We start from the raw sequence: 15,445 nt of genomic DNA on the forward strand, positions 1-15,445 counted from the left end.
GAGGTAATCTATGAGCTTTAATGCATCACAGACACGGGCAATCCATCATAAAAATGGACCCATGCTCGTTCTCGCCGGACCAGGTTCCGGAAAAACCCTTGTAATTACGGAACGCACGAAATATCTGATCGAAGAGTGTGGGATAGATCCGGCGCAGATTCTTGTTATCACATTTACAAAAGCTGCGGCAACAGAGATGAAACGCAGGTTTCAGCGGAAGATGAACAGATCATGTCCGGTAACATTTGGTACATTCCATGCGGTTTATTTTGCAATCTTAAAGCATGCATATAATTACAGTGCGGATAATATTGCGAGAGAGGAACAACGCTATCAGTGTATGAGAGAGATCATAGCGAAGGAACATCTGACCTATGAGGATGAGACGGAATTTATCACTTCCTTGCTGGGGGAGATCAGTCTGGTCAAAAATTCAGGAATACAGATCGCAAATTATTATTCGAAAAACTGTGCGGAAACTGTGTTCCGGAAGGTGTACCGTGAATATCATGAGTTTTTGTATAAAAACAGACTGATCGATTTTGATGATATGCTGGTATACACGAAAGAACTTTTTGAGCAGCGCCCCGATATCCTTGCGGCGTGGCAGAATAAATACCGCTATATTTTGATTGATGAGTTCCAGGATATCAACCGGATTCAGTATGATATTATAAAAATGCTGGCAGGAGAGCGTAAAAATCTGTTTATCGTGGGAGACGATGACCAGTCAATCTATCGTTTCCGCGGCGCAAAACCGGAAATCATGCTGCATTTTAAAGATGATTATCCGGAAGCGGAGACTGTTCTTTTGGATGTGAATTACCGTTCGACAAAAAATATTGTGGCAAGTGCCGGCTGTCTTATCAGTCACAATAAAGAACGCTTTACGAAAAAAATCGAAGCTGCTGACCAGGGAGACATTCCGATCGAGTGGCAGCAGTTTGAAAGCCAGCGCAAAGAAAATGCGCGTATTATCTGGGATATTCAGGAGGCAGTGGAAAGAGGGGCAAAATATGAGGAATTTGCAGTACTTTTCCGTACCAATACGCAGCCGAGACTTCTGATGGAGCAGTTGATGGAATATAATATACCATTCCGGACAAGAGACACTGTACCAAATTTATATGAACACTGGATTGCAAAAGATATCTTTGCATATATAAGAATTGCGATGGGAAGCAGGGAAAGAAGGGATTTCCTGCAGATCATGAACCGGCCCAAACGCTATATCAGCAGGGAATCATTAGACGAGGAGACGGTGGCATTTGATGTATGGGAATGGTACTATGAGGAACAGCCGTGGGTGGCAAAGCGCATCGAAAAATTAGAGGGCGATATCCGTATGTTAGAGAGATTAAGTCCGTATGCGGCGATCAATTACATCCGGAAGGCAATCGGATATGATGAGTTTTGTACAGAATATGCGGATTACAGACGTATCAAAGCGGATGATCTGTTTGATGTTTTGGATGAGCTCCTGGATGCAGCGAGGGAATATAAGACTTATGATGCGTGGTTTGACCACATTGAAAATTACACAAAAGAGCTGCAGGAATTTTACCGCGTGCAGAATCAGAACCCGAACAGTGTTGCGTTAGCAACATTACATAGTGCAAAAGGTCTGGAATATGAAAATGTCTATATCATTGACGTCAATGAGGGTGTCATGCCATACAAAAAAGCAGTGCTGGAACCGGAAGTGGAAGAAGAGCGAAGGATGTTTTATGTAGGAATGACGAGAGCAAAAAAAAATCTGCATCTTTTTTCAGTCAAACAGCTGAACCATAAAGATGCAGAAATTTCCCGTTTTATCAAAGAAGCGCAGCCAACGGAAAAGAAGAAGGATTAATCATCCATCTCCTCGAAGGCTGCCTCGTCTAAAAGTTCGTCAAAACGGTCGGATACAGCTTCGTATTCATCATCATCCTCGATATTATCAAGGGAAGGATTGCCTTCACTGTCCTCAGAATAACGATAAATAAATACTTCGCCTTCCTCGTTCTCCTCGCCATTTTCATCGAGTGGGAGAAGTGCAATGTAATCACGTTCGCCAACAGTAAAAATGGTAAGAATCTCACATTCTACCTGACTTCCGTCGTCAAGATCAAGGGTTACAACGATATCTTCATCGTCATTGTTCTGGTTGAAATCACTCATGCCGATACCTCTCTTTTTTGTAATGGTCCTAATAAAGACAAAGACATCATAACATAATCGGGTGTGAATGAACATATTTTTCTATACAAAATGTAAAAAAAAAGGTATACTATTTTATTATAGAAAAAATACCGGGGTACGATAGAAAAGGTGGCAGACAGCATGGATTACACGATCAGAGAAGGCGATTACGAAAAATTAGGAGTACAGAAAAAGAATGATGCAGTTATTTTCACATTTGAAGGGGAAAAAGAAGAAAACTGCAGCATTCTTTTTTATGGGAAAAAAGCAGAGCATGTCTGCAGAATTCCTGTACCGGAAGAATATTGCCGCGGATCAGTACGTTCTGTAGCTGTAGCCGGCAAGTTATGGAAAAATTTAAGATACAATTACGAGATAAATGGAAAAATCATTACGGATACCTATGCGACCCGTATTATAGGCAGAGAAAAATGGAACGATAAAACCCGCAGTGAGAATGATTATTTTATCTGTGGCGGTGCATATCCGCAGCCGTTTGACTGGGGAAATGACAGACAGCCGGAGATTAAACGACAGCAGATGGTTATGTATAAACTGCATGTGCGTGGCTTCTCCATGGATGATGCATCCTGTCCGAGAAAAGAGAGGGGGACATTTCGTGCAGTCGCAGACAAAATCCCGTATCTGAAGGCACTGGGTGTTACGACAATAGAGCTAATGCCTGCTTATGAGTTTGAAGAGCAGATAATACCAAAGAAAATGACGCTGCCGGATTATCTTAAATGGGACAGCCAGAGCGATGATCTGATCAAACCGGAAATAGTACAGCCGGAGAAAAAAATTAATTATTGGGGATATGTTCCGGGCAACTATTTTGCTCCAAAGGCTTCTTACAGCAGCAGTATAGATGCTGCGTCTGAGTTTCGGGAGATGGTGCGCACATTACATCAGAATGGAATGGAATGTGTGATGGAATTTTATTTCGCACCTGGGATGAATCAGAATGTGATTCTGGATGCACTGCGGTTCTGGGTACGGGAATATCATGTAGATGGATTTCATCTGCAGGGGGATGCACTGCCGGTTACAGCAGCAGCGCAGGATCTTCTGCTTAGCAGAACGAAGTTATTTTATACGCACTTTGATCCGATCCTGTTGGAAAATGCAAAGAAATATCATCATTTATATGTATATAGTGATGAATATCTGTATCCGGCAAGGAAAATGCTGAATCATATGGAAGGCAGTCTTAACGAGCTTTTCTGTCAGCAGAGAAAGCAGAACAGTGTGGAAGGTTTTGTCAATTACATTACAAATAATAACGGATTTACCTTGTGGGATCTGTTTTCCTACTGCGAAAAGCATAATTTGGAAAATGGTGAGGATAACTGCGATGGAAATTGCTTCAATTACAGCAGTAATTGCGGCGCAGAGGGAAATACGAGAAAAAGATATATAGATAATTTGCGGAAAAAACAGGTCAGAAATGCATTGACCATGGAGTTTTTGGCACAGGGAGTTCCACTGGTTCTGGGAGGAGACGAATTTTTAAATTCACAGCAGGGCAATAACAATGCGTATTGTCAGGACAATAAGACAGGCTGGCTGAATTGGAAAAAACAAACAAAAGAAAGCTGGCTGTATGAATTTGTGAAAAAACTTGCAGGTTTCCGCAGGGAACATCCGATCATTGCTTCGGATCATCCGATGGAGCTAAGCGATTATGGGCGGAAAGGATTCCCGGATCTTTCCTATCATGGGGAGAATGCATGGATTTCTTCAATACCGGCTGACAGACAGGCTGCGGGGATGCTCTATTGCGGCGAATATGAGAAGAAGTCAGATCAGACACCGGATGATTATATCTATATTGGTTATAATTTTCACAGTGGTCTGTCGCATCTTGCACTGCCAAAACTTCCGCAAAATAAAAAATGGTATCTTCTGATGACTACGGCAGTGGAAAATTCATTTCTGCCGGAAAAGAGACTCCTCGAAGATCAGCATCTTTTGGCAATCGAAGGGCAGTCAATCAACATTGTAATTGGAATATAAAAGTAGTAAAGAGGGTAAAAGAATATGATAAAGGCATGGAAACATTTATGTACGATCCTGCATCACAAAAATTTAGTCCGGGCAGGCTGTTTTAAAATCGGACTTTATAAACAGGGATTATTGCATGACATGTCAAAGTATACGCCGACAGAATTTTTAGTAGGATGTAAATATTATCAGGGAACGATGAGCCCTAATAATGCAGAACGTGAAGATAAAGGATATTCTTCGGCATGGCTTCACCATAAGGGAAGAAATAAGCACCATATGGAATACTGGATGGATTATGGTGTTGGTGATGGGAGAGATGGTCAGAAACCGCATCGTGGGATCTGTGGTATGAAGATGCCAATTCAGTATGTGGCGGAGATGTATGTGGATCGTGTTTCAGCATCAAAGAATTATCAGCGGGATAAATTCAGACCGGACAGCCCGCTTCAGTACTATTTAAAAGGCAGACAGCATTATATTTTAAATGAGGACACGAAAGCGATGTTAGAACTTTTACTGGTTATGCTGGCAGTAAAAGGGGAAGATGAAGTAAATCATTTTCTGAAATATGAGGTATTAAAAGGAAAGGTTCCTTATGAGAAAGAATACCTCATTAATTTCAGAAAAAATCTGGAAAAAGGCAGTGCATATCGTCTGGAAGAGGAGCAGTGAGAACGAGCAGCCTGCCTGTGATAGGATGTGAAAATGTTAAGCGGTAGGAGTGAAGAGCCTGCCGCTTTATTGTTTTATCTGTTGGATTATAAAGAAAATCCCCGATCAGTGGATGACCGATCGATTTTAAGTGAACGCGGATCTGGTGTGTACGACCGGTCTCTAAATGCAGCGACAGCAGAGATAAACCATCGTGATAAGCAAGGCGTTCATAATGTGTGACGGCACGTTCTCCGTTTTTATAGTCGATCTGGCGTTCGATCGTCGATCCATCCACGCGTCCGATCGGAGCATCGATCGTTCCAGATTCAGGTGTTTTTCCGGAGACAATGGCGATATATTCCCTTGATATCTCGCGTCTGGCTGCTGCGGTACTTAATATAGCAGAACTTAACATGTGCTTTGCAATGAGGGTCAGCCCGGTTGTGTCACGGTCGAGACGATTGACACAGCGGAATGTATAAGGGATATTCTGGTCGTTATAATAGCCACATACAGCATTCGCAAGTGTATGGTCGTAGTGGTTGAGGGACGGGTGGATGGGCATATATGCCGGTTTATCCACAGCAAGGATGTCCTCGTCTTCATAACAGATGGAAAGCGGCAGGGAAACTGGCAGAATATGTGCGGAGGATGTATTTTCTTCCAGGTGGATAAAAAGTTCGTCGCCGCCAGATATACGTGTGCGCATGTAAGCCCATTCCCCGTTTAACAGGACGCTTTCGGGTGTCTTTTTCAGTTGTACGAAAACAGCATTTGGATATCCTTTTAGAGAGAGATACTCACGAATGCTGAAAGAATCATATTCCGGCTCTATCCGGTAATTAAATTTTCGAATCATATGGTCATTATATAATAAAACTTTGAAAAAATAAATGGGGAAAAGCACGCACAACCTGGCAAAAACATAGAATGTATCAATAAAGCTTTTAAGGTGCGTTTTGAAAACATTCTTATCTCCACTTACGCCAGAGCAGGAAAACGAATGCCTGAAAAAATTAAAAAAAGGTAGCCTTGAAGCAAAAAACGAACTGACACTTCACAATATGCGTCTGGTTGCGCATGTGGCAAAAAAATATCAGAACTCGGAAGAAGATATGGAGGATCTGATCTCGATTGGAACGATAGGACTGATGAAGGCAATTGCAACGTATAAAGAAGATTATGGGAGCAGGCTGGCAACCTATGCAGCCAGATGTATCGATAATGAACTTCTGATGTATTTTCGGGCAAAGAAGAAAGTGTCGCGTGAAGTATCGTTATATGAACCTATCGGTATGGATAAAGAGGGAAATCAGATCCATCTGCTTGATATTGTGGAGAGTGAAGAACCGGATGTTGTGGAACTGTTAGAACATACAAGGCAGATTGAAAAGCTGCTTGGGCTGGTTCCTAAAGTGTTACAGGAAAGAGAATTGTTTATTATTGTACATCGTTATGGACTTTTTGGGAATAAGGAGATGACGCAGAGAGAAATTGCTTCTGCAGTTGGAATCTCACGTTCATACGTGTCACGTATTGAAAAAAAAGCATTGGATAAATTGAAAAAAAGTTTTTGCGAATAAGGTTGTATTTCTTACTATGAATGTGTTATACTTAGGCGACGGCGGATGTCGCCGCCTTATGTTCGGATTTATATCAGGTCTTAGAAGCTGGGTATGGAATTGCTCAGTGTTTCTATGCACAGGTTGTCGTGTGCATATGTCAGTAAAAATCAACTGCAGCATTTCTGCTGTAAGAATCAGATGAATCAGAAAAATGAATAAAAAGGAGGAATACGTTGTATAGTATTGTATCAACAGCGATCATACACGGAATCCAAAGTGTGCCGATTTCTGTGGAAGCAGATGTGAGCGATGGCATGCCTGTATTTGAAATGGTAGGATTTCTTGCTTCAGAGGTACAGGAAGCAAAAGAGAGAGTGCGCACGGCACTGAAAAACTGTGGCTATGCATTGACTCCAAAACATATTACGATCAACTTTACACCTGCTAACATCCGGAAATCCGGATCTGGATTTGATCTTCCGGTTGCAGTTGCGGTCCTTACCGCATTTGGCTATGTCAGACAGGAACTGGTCGGAGAATACTTTGTAACAGGAGAGGTCGGGCTGAATGGAAAAGTACAGCCAGTAAATGGAGTTCTGCCAATGGTCGCGGAGGCAAAAGAACGAGGTATGAGGAAATGTATGGTTCCATGGGAAAATGCAAGTGAGGCAGCGCTGGTAGCGGACATGCAGGTGTTTGCCGTAAAAGATCTTGCGGAAGCTGTTACGGTTTTAAATGGAAAAGGGGAATATTATAATGAGCCATATAATATAGAAGAAATACAGGCAGAAAAGGCATTGGATTTTGCAGATGTATATGGACAGATATTAGTGAAACGTGCCTGTGAAACGGCTGTTTCAGGAATGCATAATCTGCTTTTGATGGGGTCTCCGGGTGCAGGAAAAACAATGATTGCAGAACGGATTCCTGAAATCCTGCCGCCCTTAAATGCAGAAGAACGGATGGAGCTTTCTAAAATATACAGTGTTTGCGGACTTTTAGAACATAAAAGAGGATTGATGCAGAAAAGACCGTTCCGTGCACCACATCATACGATCACACCGCAGGGACTTGCAGGTGGAGGTGCATTGCCGAAACCGGGGGAAATTTCGCTGGCACATAAGGGAATCTTGTTTTTAGATGAACTGACAGAATTTCAAAATGATACTCTGGAAATATTAAGACAGCCGATGGAGGATAAAAAAATATGTATCGCAAGACTGAATGCGAGCTATGAATATCCGGCTGATTTTATGCTTGTGGCTGCGATGAATCCCTGTAAATGCGGGTATTACCCGGATATGCAGAGATGTACCTGCACATCGGCAGCGATTAACCGGTATCTGAGGAAGATAAGCAGACCGCTTTTAGACCGGATTGATATATGTGTGGAAGTGCCGCCGATCGGATTTAAGGATCTTTACAATACCGGAAAAAGTGAACGGTCAGAAGAAATCAGAAAACGCGTTATACGGACACAAGAGATACAGAAAATGCGTTACTGTGGAGAAGAGTTCTGCTTTAACAGTCATATTCCGTCTTCTAAGATTTTTGAGTATTGTAAACTTGATAAAAAACAGGAAACTTACATGGAACGGATGTATAACAAATTAAATCTGACAGCACGGACTTATCATAAAATACTGCGTGTGGCACGCACACTGGCAGATATGGAAGAAAGTGAACAGATAAAAATGCGGCATTTAAATGAAGCGATCTGTTATAGAAATATTGATAAGAAGTTCTGGGAGGTATAGGGTGATAAATTATGCGTACTGGCTCTCAAATATTCCGGAAGTCGGAATACGCACCAGAAACAGGCTGATTGCCGCAGCAGGAAGTGCGAGGGAGATTTATGGACTGACAGAAAAACAGCTTCTTCTGATCCCTGGCGTGACGGAAAAACATGCTGCGAGGATCTTAGAGAGCAGAAAAAAAGATTATGATGCAATGTTTGAGGGGATGATAGAACAAGGAATCTGGTTTTTATCCAGAGAAGAACAGCTGTTCCCAGAACGTCTTGCCACAATCCCGGATGCACCATATAGCATTTATGTGAAAGGGAATATGCCGGCAGAGTGGAATAAAAAGACAGTGGCGATCGTTGGTGCACGCCGCTGTTCTGCTTACGGCAGATCAGTGGCAGAAAAAATAGCAGGAAAAATAGCAGAATCAGGTGCATGGGTTGTAAGCGGCATGGCATCCGGGGTTGATGGTGGCGGACATGCGGGTGCACTTGAGAAAAATGGATATACATGTGCAGTATTAGGGTGTGGGGTAGATATCTGTTATCCAAGATCAAATATTAGAATATACCAGGAGATACTTGAAAAAAATGGTGCGGTCATCTCAGAATATCCGCCGGGGACAAATCCGTCTGCGCCGCTTTTTCCTGCAAGAAACCGGATCATTGCAGGACTTGCGGATGTGGTGGTTGTTGTTGAGGCAAAAATAAAGAGTGGTTCGCTTATTACGGCGGATTATGCGTTAGAACAGGGGAGAGACATATATGCGGTGCCGGGACGTATATATGATGCGCTTAGCGGGGGATGCAATAATCTGATACGGCAGGGGGCAGGTATTATTTCTGATGTAGATGAATTCTTAAAAGAAATTGAATTACAGGGGGAGATAAATACCGGAGAAGATAATTTAAAAAATTTATTACTTGAAAAAGATGAGCGACTGGTGTATAGTTGTCTAAGTTTACGACCGAAAAACGTCGGGGAACTCTTGGAGAAGACTGGTATATTAGTACCGGACATAATGGACGTACTTGCAAGACTTCTGCAAAAAGGTTTTATTACCGAGACAGTTAAAAATTACTATATCAGAAAAATATGAAAGAAATTCTTAGACACAGCAATCTGCACAAATGGAACAGAGCTGCTGTCAGAAACAATAGATGGCACGTTTTGTACACTGCTCTATTGTCATGAATAAAAGGAGATGGATGCATGGCAAAGTATCTTGTTATTGTGGAGTCGCCCGCAAAGGTAAAGACAATTAAAAAATTTCTGGGAAAAAATTATGAGGTAGTGGCATCGAACGGACATGTGAGAGATCTGCCAAAAAGCCAGATGGGAATTGATACAGAGAATGATTTTGAACCCAAATATATTACGATCCGCGGAAAGGGAGATATCCTGGCAAAACTGCGAAAGGAAGCAAAAAAAGCAGATAAAGTTTATCTTGCAACTGACCCCGATCGTGAGGGAGAGGCGATTTCATGGCATTTGAGCCAGGCACTGAAGCTGGATGATAAAAATGCACAGAGAATTACTTTTAATGAGATTACGCAGAATGCAGTGAAGGCTTCGTTAAAAGAACCGCGCCAGATTGACATGAATCTTGTAGATGCACAGCAGACCAGACGAATTCTGGATCGTCTGGTGGGATATGAGATCAGTCCACTGCTATGGGCAAAAGTAAAAAGAGGACTTAGTGCCGGACGTGTCCAGTCGGTTGCGCTTCGCATTATCTGTGACCGGGAGGATGAGATTAATGCATTCATTCCGGAAGAATACTGGACACTGGATGCAGAACTGTCTGTAAAAGGTGAAAAAAAGGCATTGCTCGCCAAATTTTATGGAGATGAGAATGGAAAAGTTACAATTTCCAGTAAAGAGCAGGCAGACCGCATCATGGCAGAGATGCAGAAAGAAGAGTTTCACATTTTAGAGGTAAAAAAAGGAGAACGTGTGAAAAAAGCTCCATTACCGTTTACAACCAGTACGTTACAACAGGAAGCATCTAAGGCACTTAATTTTCCGATTTCAAAAACAATGCGTATTGCACAGCAGTTGTATGAAGGTGTGGATGTCAAAGGTCAGGGAACGGTTGGACTTATCACTTACTTAAGAACAGACTCTGTACGAATTTCAGAAGAGGCAGATGCACAGGCGCGGGAATATATTGCTGGAAATTATGGTGAGAACTATATTGCCAGTGAAAAAACAGCAAAGAAGAATGGAGCCAAAATTCAGGATGCGCATGAGGCGATCCGTCCGTCTGATATCAATCGTACACCTGTCATGGTGAAAGAGTCGTTATCGAGAGATCAGTTCCGCCTGTACCAGTTGATCTGGAAACGTTTTGTGGCAAGCAGAATGTCACAGGCGGTTTATGAGACAACAAATGTAAAAATTGGAGCAGGAAAATACCAGTTTACAGTATCTGCTTCTAAAATTGCATTTGACGGATTTATGTCAGTGTATACAAGCGATGATGATGAAAAGGCAGAGAATAATGTCCTGGTAGGCTCTATTGATGAGAATACAGTGCTTGGATTAAAAGAGTTTGATGAAAAACAGCATTTTACCCAGCCACCGGCCCACTATACAGAGGCATCACTGGTAAAAACATTAGAGGAGCTGGGAATAGGACGTCCGAGTACTTATTCACCGACAATCACGACACTGCTAGGAAGACGATATATTGTTAAGGAAGCGAAAAATTTATATGTGACGGAACTTGGAGAAGTGGTCAATCAGATTATGAAGGAATCATTTCCAAGCATTGTAGACGAACATTTTACCGCAAACATGGAATCGCTGCTTGATGGTGTTGAAGAAGGCAATGTAAACTGGAAAACAGTGGTACGTAATTTCTATCCGGATCTGGATGAAGCTGTGAAGGCAGCGCAGAAGGATCTGGAAAAAGTAAAGATAGAAGATGAAGTGACAGATGTTATCTGTGATGTCTGCGGCAGAAATATGGTAGTAAAATATGGTCCGCATGGCAAGTTCCTTGCATGTCCGGGATTCCCGGAATGCCGCAATACAAAACCTTATCTCGAAAAGATTGGAGTTGCATGTCCGAAGTGCGGTAAGGAAGTTGTACTTCGCAAAACGAAAAAAGGAAGAAAATATTTCGGCTGCGAGGATAATCCGGAATGTGATTTTATGAGCTGGTCAAGACCTGTTGCAGAAAAATGTCCGAAATGTGGCGGGTACATGGTAGTCAAAGGAAATAAGATTGTGTGTGCAGATGAACAGTGCGGTTATGTGACAGATCGTAAAAATGTTGAAAAAGATTCCGAATAATGAAATAATTTTAGGAAGAATATATTAAGAATATTGAATTTTCAGAATTGACGTGATAAAATATAGTACATCATGAAAGACATATATGTAGTCAGGAGGCACGCATTATGAGCGTTCAGTTGTTGGATAAAACAAGAAAAATCAATAAATTGCTTCACAATAATAATTCATCCAAAGTAGTATTTAATGATATATGCGACGTATTAAAAGAAATACTGGAATCAAATATCCTTGTCATCAGTAAAAAAGGAAAAGTACTTGGAACCGGAGTAAGACAGGATGTCGAAGAGATCAATGAATTGATCGTGGATGAAGTAGGAGGTTTTATTGATCCGCTTTTAAATGAACGTTTGCTTGGAATCCTGTCCACAAAAGAGAATGTTAATCTTGAAACATTGGGATTTGTGGATGATGTAAAAAAATATACAGCGATCATTACACCAATTGATATTGCCGGAGAACGGCTTGGAACATTGTTTGTATACCGTGAGAACCGTCAGTATGATATAGATGATATTATATTGAGCGAATATGGAACAACTGTGGTCGGACTTGAAATGATGCGTTCTGTAAATGAAGAAAATGCAGAAGAAACAAGAAAGGTACAGATTGTAAAATCTGCGATCAGTACATTATCTTTTTCAGAATTAGAAGCAATCACACATATTTTTGATGAGATGGACGGCAAAGAAGGAATCCTTGTTGCAAGTAAGATAGCAGACCGTGTTGGAATTACAAGATCGGTGATCGTAAACGCACTTCGCAAGTTTGAAAGTGCAGGTGTGATCGAATCGAGATCATCCGGAATGAAAGGAACATACATCAAGGTATTGAATGATGTTGTGTTTGATGAACTAGACAAGATAAAGAAAGAGAATCATAAGAATAGTTAAATGAAAAGGAATTTGTTACGCTATTTGAAAAACGTGACAAATTCTTTTTTTTATGAGGGTGCTTTTTACAGCATTCTGGCAGCATGTTCGCTAAAAAATGCAAAAAATGTCGAAAAAAAGAGAATTATGAAGAATCAGAACAAATTGTTGTACACGAAATCGTAAAATAATACAAGATACGGGGAAAAACAACGAAAAAAAGTAAAAAACTCTTGTGTTTTTTCTGAGATATTTTATAATAAAATAGAATAATGTAGAAAATAGTGCATGAAAGGAGCAACAGAATGTTTACAACGAATGCATTTGACTATACAAATATACTTGATAAAGCGGCTGATGCAAGCTGGATGCGTGAGAATGTTATCACTAATAATATTGCAAATATCGACACACCTGGATACAAGAGACAGGATGTTGATTTTGAATCTGTATTACAAAAGGCACTCGGTAAGACAAAATACAGCAGCCTTGATAAGAAGGTAAGAGAATTGAACCAGAATCTTGGAAAACTTACAGCGACATCTTATACGGATGCGGCAAATTATTCATACCGTCTTGACCGTAATAATGTGGATGAAAACACGGAAAATGCGGAGCTGGCTTCTGAATCATTGAGATATCAGCTATTGACGACAGCGATAACAAACAATTTTTCAAGAATGCAGACAGTCTTAAAATAAAAGAATAAAAAGAAACAAAGGATGGAAATTATATGGGATTATTTCAGGCATTTGATATCAGTGCAAGTGGTATGACAGCAGAACGCTTCCGTATGGATACGATTGCACAGAATATTGCAAATATTAATACAACAAGAACGGAAGATGGGACACCGTACCGGAGAAAGATTGTTACATTTGCGGAAAAGACAGAAACACCTTTTTCACAGTATTATGAGACGGCAAGAGCGAGAGCGGTTGGAAATGGTGTAAAAGTAACATCTGTAAAAGAAGATGATGAGACAGAAATGCGCATGGTTTATGACCCATCTCATCCGGATGCAGATGAAAACGGTTATGTTACATATCCGAATGTTAATACAGTAACTGAAATGACGAACCTGATTGATGCAACGAGAGCATATGAGGCGAATACAACAGCATTTGATGCAACAAAAAGTATGGTACAGGCTGCACTCAACATCAGCAAATAAGGAAAGGAATGACGGTAAATGGACATTACTTCGTTGACAGGGATTACATCAGATTATATTGAAAAAGTAGCAGAACAGAACAGACTCGTAAATACTTCAGATGACAGTTTCCAGTCAGTACTTGATTCTGCAATGAATGTGTTGACAGAAACAAGTGATTTGCAGAATGATGCAGAGGCTGCTCAGATAGAATTTGCCCTTGGGAAGGCAGACAATCCGCATGATATGCAGGTTGCAGCAAAGAAAGCGCTTACAGCACTTCAGTATACAACAGCAGTAAGGGATAAAATGTTGGATGCATATAAAGAGATCATGAATATGCAAATTTAATGAATGGAGTCAGATAACATGCCGGAACAGGTGCAGAATATATTAAATAAGATTACAGAGTGGTGGAAAAAATTCAATACAAAGCAGAAAGCATTACTGATCAGTATTGTGGCAGTAATCCTTGTTGCACTGGCAATACTGGCAGCAGTTGTGAGCAAACCCAATATGGTTACGCTGCATGAATGTCAGACAACAGCGGAAGCTGGTACAGTAAAAGATCTGCTGGATGGTGAAAGCATTTCATATCAGATGTCTCAGGATGGTCTGATCTTTTATGTAGATGCGAAGGATGAAGCAGCTGCGTCTATCCTGCTCGGCAAGAATGACATTCCGAGTCAGGGAGCTTCAATCGATAATGTTTTTGAGGGCGGATTCAGCTCAACTGAGGCAGATAAAACAAAAAAATATAAAGTTTATCTGCAGAAATATTTCGCAGAACAGTTAGAGACACTGTCAAATGTTGAAAGCGCTTCTGTTACTCTCGATATTCCGAATGATGATGGAACAATTCTTGCAAAAGATCAGGATTCATATGCCGCAGTCATTCTTACCTTAAGTGGAGATATGGATGAAGATCAGGCCGCAGGTCTTGCAAAATACATAGCAACACAGCTTGGTAATAAAAATACAGATAATATTCAGATTTTAGATTCTAATTCCAATGTTTTATTTTCGGGAGATTCTTCTGATACTTCGATAGGAACAGCAAACAGTCAGCTTTCAGTAAAATCAAAGGCAGAAAATCTTGTAAAAAGCAAAGTAAAAGATGTTATGGTTGGATCTTCCCTGTTTGATCATGTGGAAGTGGCACCGGAACTCGTGATGGATTTTGACACATCGGAAGAGGCAACCCATGAATATTACGCACCAGACGGACAGACGAATGGTATGGTTGGCAGCAAGAGCGAGTATGAATCAGATTCAGAAGGTGGCGCGGCTGCAACACCTGGAACAGATTCCAATGATGATACTTCTTATGTAATCGAAGATAATAATTACACACACAGTACAGTTACAGATACAACAACCAATTATCAGAATAATGAGAAAGTAACAAAGAAATCTTCCAATGGAGGAACTGTTGATTATGCAAGTTCTTCTGTTTCTCTGGTGGCAACAAAATATCGTATCTATGATGAAGATACATTGCGTGCATCCGGAGCACTGGAAAATATGACGTTTGATGAGTATGTTGCAGCAAACAGTGACCCGACACCGATCACGGTTGATCAGGAATACATTACAATGATCTCTAATGCAACAGGAATCCCGACTGATAAGATTACGATCATTGCGCAGGAAGAACCGGTTTTCCAGTATTCTTCCGGTGGAAGAAGTGCTTCCGATTATTTACAGATTGTGCTTGTGGTTCTGATCCTTCTTCTTCTTGGTTATGTGGTATTCCGCAGCACCAGAAAAGAGAAAACCGCAGAGATCGAACCGGAGCTTTCTGTTGAGAGCCTGCTTGAATCAACAAAAGAGAGCCAGGAAGAAATGCAGGATATTGGATACAATGAGAAGTCTGAGACCCGTATCCTGATCGAAAAATTTGTGGAAGATAATCCAGAGGCGGCAGCTTCATTATTGCGCAACTGGTTGAACGAGGAGTGGGAATAA

At 41.0% G+C, this 15,445-nt stretch carries 14 protein-coding genes; 12 read left to right on the forward strand and 2 right to left on the reverse strand.

Annotated features, from left to right (window positions below):
- The first annotated feature begins 10 nt into the window (after positions 1-10).
- The gene (locus DXA60_RS12705) at positions 11-1,852 is read left to right on the forward strand and encodes an ATP-dependent helicase (RefSeq protein ID WP_117921746.1); all 1,842 of its coding nucleotides are present in this window, start codon (positions 11-13) and stop codon (positions 1,850-1,852) included.
- Here DXA60_RS12705 and DXA60_RS12710 read toward each other — a convergent pair.
- Entirely contained in the window at positions 1,849-2,160 is a 312-nt protein-coding gene (locus DXA60_RS12710) for a DUF1292 domain-containing protein (RefSeq protein ID WP_117921748.1), read from the reverse strand. The two genes, DXA60_RS12705 and DXA60_RS12710, sit on opposite strands and share 4 nt — an antisense overlap.
- Positions 2,161-2,322: 162 nt before the next feature.
- Between DXA60_RS12710 and DXA60_RS12715 the strand changes: the two genes are divergently transcribed.
- Complete coding sequence (locus tag DXA60_RS12715; protein WP_117921750.1) at positions 2,323-4,197, forward strand: glycogen operon protein GlgX; 1,875 nt, start codon at positions 2,323-2,325, stop codon at positions 4,195-4,197.
- Between the two features lie 24 nt (positions 4,198-4,221).
- Entirely contained in the window at positions 4,222-4,860 is a 639-nt protein-coding gene (locus DXA60_RS12720; RefSeq protein WP_117921752.1) for a DUF5662 family protein, read from the forward strand.
- On the opposite strand, the gene DXA60_RS12725 is transcribed toward DXA60_RS12720, so the two are convergent.
- Positions 4,808-5,701 (reverse strand): RluA family pseudouridine synthase, encoded by an 894-nt coding sequence (locus tag DXA60_RS12725; protein WP_117921831.1) that lies wholly within the window; start codon positions 5,699-5,701, stop codon positions 4,808-4,810. The genes DXA60_RS12720 and DXA60_RS12725 overlap by 53 nt on opposite strands.
- 100 nt (positions 5,702-5,801) lie before the next feature.
- Between DXA60_RS12725 and sigK the strand changes: the two genes are divergently transcribed.
- From sigK to fliF, 9 genes are all read left to right on the forward strand, one after another.
- Positions 5,802-6,425: an RNA polymerase sporulation sigma factor SigK gene (gene sigK, locus DXA60_RS12730; RefSeq protein ID WP_117921753.1), complete on the forward strand. Its 624-nt coding sequence runs from the start codon at positions 5,802-5,804 to the stop codon at positions 6,423-6,425.
- A 215-nt stretch (positions 6,426-6,640) separates the two neighbouring features.
- Complete coding sequence (locus tag DXA60_RS12735; RefSeq protein ID WP_117921755.1) at positions 6,641-8,164, forward strand: YifB family Mg chelatase-like AAA ATPase; 1,524 nt, start codon at positions 6,641-6,643, stop codon at positions 8,162-8,164.
- A 1-nt stretch (position 8,165) separates the two neighbouring features.
- Positions 8,166-9,251, forward strand: coding sequence for a DNA-processing protein DprA (dprA, locus tag DXA60_RS12740; RefSeq protein ID WP_117921757.1), 1,086 nt, complete (start codon positions 8,166-8,168; stop codon positions 9,249-9,251).
- 113 nt (positions 9,252-9,364) lie between these two features.
- Positions 9,365-11,452 (forward strand): type I DNA topoisomerase, encoded by a 2,088-nt coding sequence (topA, locus tag DXA60_RS12745; protein ID WP_117921759.1) that lies wholly within the window; start codon positions 9,365-9,367, stop codon positions 11,450-11,452.
- Between the two features lie 107 nt (positions 11,453-11,559).
- Positions 11,560-12,345: a GTP-sensing pleiotropic transcriptional regulator CodY gene (gene codY, locus DXA60_RS12750; RefSeq protein ID WP_117921761.1), complete on the forward strand. Its 786-nt coding sequence runs from the start codon at positions 11,560-11,562 to the stop codon at positions 12,343-12,345.
- Positions 12,346-12,629: 284 nt separating this feature from the next.
- The gene (gene flgB, locus DXA60_RS12755) at positions 12,630-13,025 is read left to right on the forward strand and encodes a flagellar basal body rod protein FlgB (protein ID WP_117921763.1); all 396 of its coding nucleotides are present in this window, start codon (positions 12,630-12,632) and stop codon (positions 13,023-13,025) included.
- Between the two features lie 32 nt (positions 13,026-13,057).
- Complete coding sequence (flgC, locus tag DXA60_RS12760) at positions 13,058-13,498, forward strand: flagellar basal body rod protein FlgC (protein ID WP_006857500.1); 441 nt, start codon at positions 13,058-13,060, stop codon at positions 13,496-13,498.
- A gap of 18 nt (positions 13,499-13,516) precedes the next feature.
- Positions 13,517-13,828, forward strand: coding sequence for a flagellar hook-basal body complex protein FliE (gene fliE, locus DXA60_RS12765; RefSeq protein WP_117921765.1), 312 nt, complete (start codon positions 13,517-13,519; stop codon positions 13,826-13,828).
- An 18-nt stretch (positions 13,829-13,846) separates the two neighbouring features.
- Positions 13,847-15,445, forward strand: a complete 1,599-nt coding sequence (gene fliF, locus DXA60_RS12770) for a flagellar basal-body MS-ring/collar protein FliF (protein WP_243006879.1) — start codon at positions 13,847-13,849, stop codon at positions 15,443-15,445.

This window comes from Roseburia sp. OF03-24 (genome assembly GCF_003463035.1).
In the GTDB taxonomy this organism is placed as follows: Bacteria; Bacillota; Clostridia; order Lachnospirales; family Lachnospiraceae; genus Roseburia; species Roseburia rectibacter.

What these genes read in the sequence shown, in the direction of transcription:
- DXA60_RS12705 (WP_117921746.1), top strand. Translation starts at nt 11, where the DNA reads ATGAGCTTTAATGCATCACAGACACGGGCAATCCATCATAAAAATGGA.
- DXA60_RS12710 (WP_117921748.1), bottom strand. Translation starts at nt 2,160, where the DNA reads ATGAGTGATTTCAACCAGAACAATGACGATGAAGATATCGTTGTAACC.
- DXA60_RS12715 (WP_117921750.1), top strand. Translation starts at nt 2,323, where the DNA reads ATGGATTACACGATCAGAGAAGGCGATTACGAAAAATTAGGAGTACAG.
- DXA60_RS12720 (WP_117921752.1), top strand. Translation starts at nt 4,222, where the DNA reads ATGATAAAGGCATGGAAACATTTATGTACGATCCTGCATCACAAAAAT.
- DXA60_RS12725 (WP_117921831.1), bottom strand. Translation starts at nt 5,701, where the DNA reads ATGATTCGAAAATTTAATTACCGGATAGAGCCGGAATATGATTCTTTC.
- topA (WP_117921759.1), top strand. Translation starts at nt 9,365, where the DNA reads ATGGCAAAGTATCTTGTTATTGTGGAGTCGCCCGCAAAGGTAAAGACA.
- codY (WP_117921761.1), top strand. Translation starts at nt 11,560, where the DNA reads ATGAGCGTTCAGTTGTTGGATAAAACAAGAAAAATCAATAAATTGCTT.
- flgB (WP_117921763.1), top strand. Translation starts at nt 12,630, where the DNA reads ATGTTTACAACGAATGCATTTGACTATACAAATATACTTGATAAAGCG.
- flgC (WP_006857500.1), top strand. Translation starts at nt 13,058, where the DNA reads ATGGGATTATTTCAGGCATTTGATATCAGTGCAAGTGGTATGACAGCA.
- fliE (WP_117921765.1), top strand. Translation starts at nt 13,517, where the DNA reads ATGGACATTACTTCGTTGACAGGGATTACATCAGATTATATTGAAAAA.
- fliF (WP_243006879.1), top strand. Translation starts at nt 13,847, where the DNA reads ATGCCGGAACAGGTGCAGAATATATTAAATAAGATTACAGAGTGGTGG.